Annotated in this window: 6 protein-coding genes; 5 read left to right on the forward strand and 1 reads right to left on the reverse strand. The window is 65.5% G+C overall.

Annotated features, from left to right (window positions below; genetic code table 11):
* Positions 1-178: 178 nt before the first annotated feature.
* Positions 179-1,780, reverse strand: coding sequence for a fatty-acid--CoA ligase FadD8 (fadD8, locus tag A5698_RS20070; RefSeq protein ID WP_068300396.1), 1,602 nt, complete (start codon positions 1,778-1,780; stop codon positions 179-181).
* Positions 1,781-2,052: 272 nt separating this feature from the next.
* Between fadD8 and A5698_RS20075 the strand changes: the two genes are divergently transcribed.
* From A5698_RS20075 to A5698_RS20095, 5 genes are all read left to right on the forward strand, one after another.
* Complete coding sequence (locus tag A5698_RS20075; protein WP_068300409.1) at positions 2,053-2,895, forward strand: MlaE family ABC transporter permease; 843 nt, start codon at positions 2,053-2,055, stop codon at positions 2,893-2,895.
* A 1-nt stretch (position 2,896) separates the two neighbouring features.
* On the forward strand, positions 2,897-3,751 hold the full coding sequence (locus tag A5698_RS20080; protein ID WP_068300398.1) for an ABC transporter permease: 855 nt from the start codon (positions 2,897-2,899) through the stop codon (positions 3,749-3,751).
* Positions 3,752-5,140: an MlaD family protein gene (locus A5698_RS20085; protein WP_068300401.1), complete on the forward strand. Its 1,389-nt coding sequence runs from the start codon at positions 3,752-3,754 to the stop codon at positions 5,138-5,140.
* Complete coding sequence (locus tag A5698_RS20090) at positions 5,137-6,192, forward strand: MlaD family protein (protein WP_068300403.1); 1,056 nt, start codon at positions 5,137-5,139, stop codon at positions 6,190-6,192. The genes A5698_RS20085 and A5698_RS20090 overlap by 4 nt, the downstream gene beginning before the upstream one ends.
* On the forward strand, positions 6,185-7,145 hold a 961-nt coding region (locus A5698_RS20095), incomplete at its 3' end, for an MCE family protein (protein WP_068300405.1). The genes A5698_RS20090 and A5698_RS20095, both read left to right, overlap by 8 nt.

Here is a 7,145-nt window from a genome sequence, read left to right on the forward strand (position 1 = left end):
CCGAGCAGGCGCAGGCATGGGTTCGCGCCGTCGACGACGTCAACGCCGCCCGCATCGAACGCGCGAAACCGCGCGCGGACTGGGTGCTCACTTCCTAGCGCGAGCAGACGCTAACCTGCCCAAAAATCCGCGAAAAGGGGCAGTTTCGCGTCTGCTCGCGGGAGAAGGAGGAGCGGGATCAGCCGACCGCGCGCTCCGAACCCGCCCAGAACTGCGCGCGCACGGCCTTCTTGTCCGGCTTGCCCAGTGCGGTCACCGGCACCGAGTCGACGACGATCACCTGCTTCGGCGACTGCACCGAACCCTTGCGTTCCTTCACCGCGGACTGGATCTCCGTGGTCATCTGCGCGACGGCATCCTCGGAGCGGTCGGCGTCGGGGCGCAGCACGACCACCGCCGTCACCGCCTCACCCCACTTCTCGTCGGGGGTGCCGATCACGCAGACCTGAGCGACCGAAGGATGTTCGGCGACAACGTCTTCCACCTCACGCGGGAACACGTTGAAGCCGCCGGTGACGATCATGTCCTTGGTCCGGTCGACGATGTAATAGAACCCGTCCTCGTCCTCGCGGGCCAGGTCACCGGTGTGCATCCAGCCGTCGCGGAAGGTCTCGGCCGTCGCCTCGGGCTTGTTCCAGTAGCCGCCGGACACCAGGGGTCCGGACACACAGATCTCGCCGACCTCGCCCTGCGGCACCGGCTTGTCGCCGGCATCGAGCAGCGCGACCCGGGCGAATACCGTCGGTCGCCCACACGACGTCAACCGCTTCTCGTCGTGATCCTTCTTGGCGAGGTAGGTGATCACCATCGGCGCCTCGGACTGGCCGTAGTACTGCGCGAAGATCGGGCCGAAGCGGTCGATCGCTTCCCGCAGCCGCACCGGGTTCATCGCCGATGCGCCGTAGTACACCGTCTCGAGCGACGACAGGTCGCGCGTGCGCGAATCCGGATGGTCCATCAGCGCGTAGATCATCGACGGCACCAACATGGTCGCGGTGATCTTCTGCTCCTCGATCACACGCAGCACCTCGGCGGGATCGAACTTCGTGAGCACGAACAGCTGGCCGCCCTTGATGATCGTCGGCACGAAGAATGCCGCGCCCGCGTGCGACAGCGGGGTACACATCAAGAACTTCGGATTCTCCGGCCATTCCCACTCGGCCAACTGGATCGTCGTCATCGTCGTGATTGACTGCACCGTGCCGATCACGCCCTTCGGCTTACCGGTGGTGCCGCCGGTGTAGGCCATGCCGCCGATGTGGTCGGGCGGCAGGTCGGCGGCCGCCAGAGGCTGCGGCGAGTACTTCGCGGCCTCGGCGGTCAGGTCGACGGCCACGCCCTCCAACTCGGAGGGCACCGGCCCGATCGTGAGGATCTGCTTGAGCCCCGGCACCTTGTCCAGCAGCCCCCGCGCCCGCTCGACGAACATCGGGTTCGGGTCGATGATCAGCGACGTGACGCCGGCGTCGTTCAACACATAGGCGTGGTCGTCCAGCGAGCCGAGAGGGTGTAGTGCGGTGCGGCGGTAGCCCTGGGTCTGCCCGGCACCGATGATCATCAGCACCTCCGGCCGGTTCAGCGACAGCAGCCCGGTGGCCGTCCCCGAGCCGGCGCCCAGCGCCTCGAACGCCTGAATGTACTGGCTGATGCGCTCGGCGAGCTGCCCGCCGGTGAGCGTGGTGTCGCCGAGGAACAGCACCGGCTTGTTCTTGTTCCGCTTCAGTGCCCCGACCGTGAGGTGGCCGGAATGGATGGGATGGCGCAGGAGGGCATCACTCATGCCGATCAGACTAGAACGTGTTCCAATTCCAGTCACCAAGTCCCCGGAATCGACACCGCACGCGGCAGGGTGCCGAGCGATCTCGACCGCCTCCATTCGGCATAAGTTAATGTCCATGCTCATCCAGCAGGTGGTGAGACGACCGGTCTTGGCCTGAAGGCCAAGATGGCAGCCATGGCTATCCGGCGGAAAATAGCGTAATTTGCTGCGGAGCCTGAAGGCATGGTGAATGCTGCCGACAGGGGGTGCGGACATTAAGTGAACGGCGATTCATCGTGACGGCACGTGGTGACGGCATTGAGGTCATCGGCAACTGGGCCGGCGGCTACGTCAAACGACACCCGTTGGCGTCCCTCGCGACGGTGGGCGACCAGTTCGTCCTGGGGGTGCGCACGCTGCAGTTCATGTTCATCGACCTGTTCACCGGACGTTTCCAGTGGTGGGAGTTCATCCGCCAGGCCGCGTTCATGGCCGGGACGGCGGTGTTGCCGACGGCGCTCGTCGCCCTTCCCATCGGCGTGACCCTGTCCATCCAGTTCGCACTGCTGGCCGGACAGGTCGGTGCCACGTCGCTCGCCGGTGCGGCGAGCGGTCTGGCGGTGATCCGGCAGGCGGCATCCTTGACCGCGGCGATCCTGATGGCGGCCGCGGTCGGCTCGGCAATCACCGCGGACCTCGGCTCCCGCAAGATGCGCGAGGAGACCGACGCCATGGAGGTCATGGGGGTATCGGTGATTCGCCGCCTCGTGGTTCCGCGATTCGCCGCGGCGATCATGATCGGCGTGGCGCTCACGGGAGTGGTGTGCTTCGTCGGCTTCCTCGCCAGCTACCTGTTCAACGTGTACTTCCAGAACGGGGCGCCCGGTAGCTTCGTCGCGACGTTCGCGTCCTTCACCACGACCGGCGACATGATCGTGGCGCTGGTGAAAGCGGTCATCTTCGGAGCCGTCGTCGCGGTGGTGTCGTGTCAGAAGGGACTGTCCACACAAGGAGGCCCCACCGGCGTCGCCAACTCGGTCAACGCCGCCGTCGTCGAATCGATCCTCGTCCTCATGGTCATCAACGTCGCGATCAGCCAGCTGTACATCATGTTGTTCCCGCGGGTCGGTCTGTGACATGGCGTCGACGTTCGTACCGCCCCTGCTCACGCCCTTCGTTCGCCTCTACGGAAAGGTCGCGCCGCCGATCGGGCAGCTCGGCCACATGCTGGTGTTCTTCGTCCGTGCGATCGCCGCGGTTCCGTTGGCGCTTCGGCACTATCGTTCCGAGTTCGTCCGGCTGCTCTCCGACATCGCTTGGGGTAACGGGTCTTTGGTGGTCGGAGGCGGCACGGCCGGGGTGGCGGTCGTTCTCGGTGTGACCGTGGGAGCGCTCGTCGGCATCGAGGGCTACAACTTCCTCGACCTGCTGGGCCTGGGCCCGGCGACGGGAATCATCTCCTCATTGGTGAACACGCGCGAACTCGCCCCGATCGCGTTGTCGTTGGCGTTCGCGACCCAGGCGGGCTGCCGGTTCACCGCGCAGTTGGGGTCCATGCGCATCGCCGAGGAGATCGACGCTTTGGACTCGTTGGCCATCCGTCCGATCCCGTACCTGGTCACCACCCGGTTGATGGCGTCGGTGATCGCGGTCATCCCGCTCTACGTCGTGTGCCTGGCGGTCAGTTATCTGACGACACAGGTCGTCGTGATGGTCATCAGCGGTGGTGCGACGGGTTCGTATCTGCACTACTTCACGCTGATGCTGTCGGGGCAAGACATCTTGTACTCGCTCCTCAAGGCGATCGTCTTCGTGTGGATCGCCACGACGATCCAGTGCTACTACGGCTTTTACGCCAGCGGCGGGCCCGAGGGGGTTGGTGTGGCCGCCGGGCACGCCATGCGGGCCAGCATCACCGTCGTGATCATCGTCAACATGCTTCTGACCATGGCGTTGTGGAATGTCGACGCCGGGGCGAGGTTTGGGGGATAGGTGGCGAATTCCTTTGACCTGGACGGGCGTGGGCCGAGTGATCGCCAGCTGGTCGCCGCCGGAATCGCGGTAGCCGTTGTCCTGGCGTTGATCTCGGTGACGCTGTTGATCAAGGCGACGGGACGCCTGGATCCGTTCGTGCGGGTCGTCGCGCATCTCGTGAACGTCGGCGACGGGCTGCCGCAGCGGTCCGATGTGAAATACCACGGCGTCCTGGTCGGCGCCGTCGACGGTGTGACACCGGCCGCGCACGGACAGCCCAACTACGTCCACATCAATCTCGATCCTCAATACGCCCGCTCCATACCGGCGACCGTCACCGCGCGAGTCGTGCCCAGCAACGTGTTCGCGGTGTCCTCGGTGCAACTCGTGGATCGAGGCGAGCCCGGTCCGGCGATCGCCGCGGGCGCCAGCATCCCGGAGGACACCGAGCTGCCGACCGTGCTGTTTCAGACCACGATCAGCAAGCTGCGCGACATCCTGGCCGCCACCGGGCGCGGCCGCGAGGACAAGACGGTGGGCATCCTCGCCGCGGTGAACGAGGCCACCGAGAACCGCCGCACCGAATTGCTCACCAGCGGAGCACAACTGAACAGGCTCATCGACCAGCTCGACGCGATCGTGGCCACCGATCCGGGCCCGACGACGGTGTCGACCCTCATCGAGGCCACCCGTGGACTGCAGGCGACCGCACCGGAGCTGATGGACGCGCTGCACATGGCCGTCGAACCGATGCAGACGCTGGTGCAACAGCGCTCTCAGCTCGATGCGCTCATCAGCGGTGGCATGCACACCATGGGAACCACGCATACGGCGCTGAACAACCACACTGACCGACTGGTCACCACCACCTCGGAGCTGACCCCGGTCATGGGCATCCTCGCCGACACCTCGCACCACTGGCTGCCGGCGTTCGTGAAGCTGAACGGGTTGTCCGACAAGTTCTTCACCGAGGTCTGGCGTCCCGAGCGCGATGTCGGCAACATGCGGATGAACCTGTCGCTCACCCCGTCCTACACCTACACCAGGGCCGACTGCCCGCGATACGGCGAGTTGGTAGGACCGAGCTGCTACACCGCACCCCTGGTGGTGACTCGACCCGCGCTGCCCGATGTGCTGTTGCCGCAGAACTATCAACCACCGAAGGATCTGGCGCCTCCGCCGGGCACGGTGCTGGGCGAGAATGGAAATCTGGTCGCCGTCGGGCCACCGCTGGTCAACCCGAACCCAAACCTGGCCGATCCGAATCCGCCACTGCCTCCGTGGATGTCGCCTGCGCCCCCGGTGCCCGGGACCGCGAACGACGCGCTGGTCCCGATACCGCCACGGCCGGTCAATCAGTCCCCGGTGGCGCCGGTGGCTCCCAAGCCGGGGGGAGGACCCCGATGAAGTCTCGCGGTGCCCTGGTCGGGCTGGCGCTGTTCATGGTGGTGGCGCTGACGCTCACCTGGCTGGTCTACGTCACGCTGCGCCGGGATGTCGCCGGATCGACGGTGCCGTACGCGGCAGTGTTCACCGACGTCTTCGGCTTGCGCGAGGGGGACGACGTCCGGATGGCCGGCGTGCGCGTGGGCCGAGTGGAAAGCATTGAGCTGCAGGGCAAGAACGCGAAGGTCTCGTTCGTCGTGCAGGCGGATCAACAGCTGCTGGGCACCACCGTCGCCTCGGTGACCTACCAGAACATCGTCGGACAGCGGTATCTCGGTCTGTCCCTGGGCAATCTGGGGGAGCCGAGACCCCTACCTCCCGGCAGTGTCATACCGGTCGAACAGACCGATCCGTCATTCGACGTCGGCAAGCTTCTCAATGGGTACGAGCCGCTCTTCAGCGTGCTCGACCCCCGCCACGCCGACAACCTCACCAAGGGTGTCATCCAGTCGCTGCAGGGCGACCAGGCCTCGATCACCGCGCTCGTCGACCAAACGGCCCAACTCACCGACGCGTTCGCCGGGCGCGACGAGGAACTCGGCGGTGTGATCACGGATCTCAACGTCGTTGTCGCCAACCTCGCCCGCCACAACGACGACCTCGACCACATCATCGGGCAGGCGCGGTCGGTGGTGTCGACGTTCGATGCTCGGCGACCCGAGTTGGTGGACTCGATGGGTTCGGTGGCCAAGGTGGTGCGTCAGCTGTCGACGATCTCCGAGGAGGTGTATCCCTCACTGAACGAACTCGTCGAGCGCGAACCCGGCTTCGCCCAGCACATGCTCGGGATCGAACCGCAGTTGGCGTTCGTCGGCGCCAATCTGCCGTTGATGCTCAAGGGATTCGCGCGCATCACCGGAGAAGGCACCTATGCCAACGCCTATGCGTGCGAGCTGGACGGCACCGCGTTCTTCCCCGGTCTGAACGACGTGACCCCGATCATCGTCGATGCCGCCACCCCCGGCAACAAAGCCCGCCACACACCGAAGTGCAGGAACATGGCCAATGGCTGATCGAACACGCAAGAACCGGCGCCCGTTGGAGAACTACAGCAAGATCTGGCTCGGCGTCGTCGCCGTCGCCGTGGTGGTGGTCCTCATCGGAGCGCTGCTGCTGGTGCGGGTGGCCGACTTCGGCTACCGGCACTACACCGCGCGCTTCCTGCAAGCGGCCGCACTGCAGCCGGGCAATCCCATCACCGTGGCGGGCATCCCGGTCGGCGAGGTGTCGAGCATGGAGCTGAAAGGTGATCACGTCGAGGCCCGGCTGAAGGTTCGCAGCGACGTCGCACTCGGAGAGGACTCCCGCGCGTCGATCATGATAACGACGATCCTCGGCTCGCGGTACCTCGCACTTCATCCCGACGGCGCGGGCTCGTTGCCCGACAACACGTTCGACCTCACGCACACCGATGTGCCATACGACCTCCAGGAAGCGTTGGCCGACGTCACGACCACCTACGAACAGGTCGACTCCGACCAGTTCGCCGAGACACTCGCGGTTCTCGGCCGGCAGATGCAGACCCTGCCCCCGGTCGTTCCGAAGGCGTTGGAGAACACTCACACCCTGTCATCGATCATCGCGCAGCGCCGCGACCAGCTCGGTGAATTGCTGAAGACCACCGAGATGGTGAGCTCAACGTTGCGCAGCCAGCAGTCGACCATCGGCAGCCTGATGGATCAAGGCAATTCGCTGCTGGGTGAGTTCGTCGCACGGCGCGCCACCTTCCACGCGATGATGAATGCGCTCACCAACCTCGTACAGACGTTGAGCGGCATCGTGATCGAGGATCGGCCCGAACTCGAAGAGCTGCTGACCAATCTGCGGGAACTGTCCAATCTGCTCGGTAAGAACGACGGGATGGTCCGCAGCATCCTGCAGTCGGGCGCGGTGGCGCTGCGCAACATGACCAACCTCACCGGCACCGGCAACGCGATTGACTTCAACGCCTCCAGCGGCCTGTTGG

The sequence above is a fragment of the Mycobacterium sp. E136 genome (assembly GCF_001666865.1).
Lineage (GTDB): Bacteria > Actinomycetota > Actinomycetes > Mycobacteriales > Mycobacteriaceae > Mycobacterium.

Bases quoted from the DNA above. Each gene is read 5' to 3' on its own strand.
- fadD8 (WP_068300396.1), bottom strand. From the start codon at position 1,780: ATGAGTGATGCCCTCCTGCGCCATCCCATCCATTCCGGCCACCTCACG.
- A5698_RS20080 (WP_068300398.1), top strand. From the start codon at position 2,897: ATGGCGTCGACGTTCGTACCGCCCCTGCTCACGCCCTTCGTTCGCCTC.
- A5698_RS20090 (WP_068300403.1), top strand. From the start codon at position 5,137: ATGAAGTCTCGCGGTGCCCTGGTCGGGCTGGCGCTGTTCATGGTGGTG.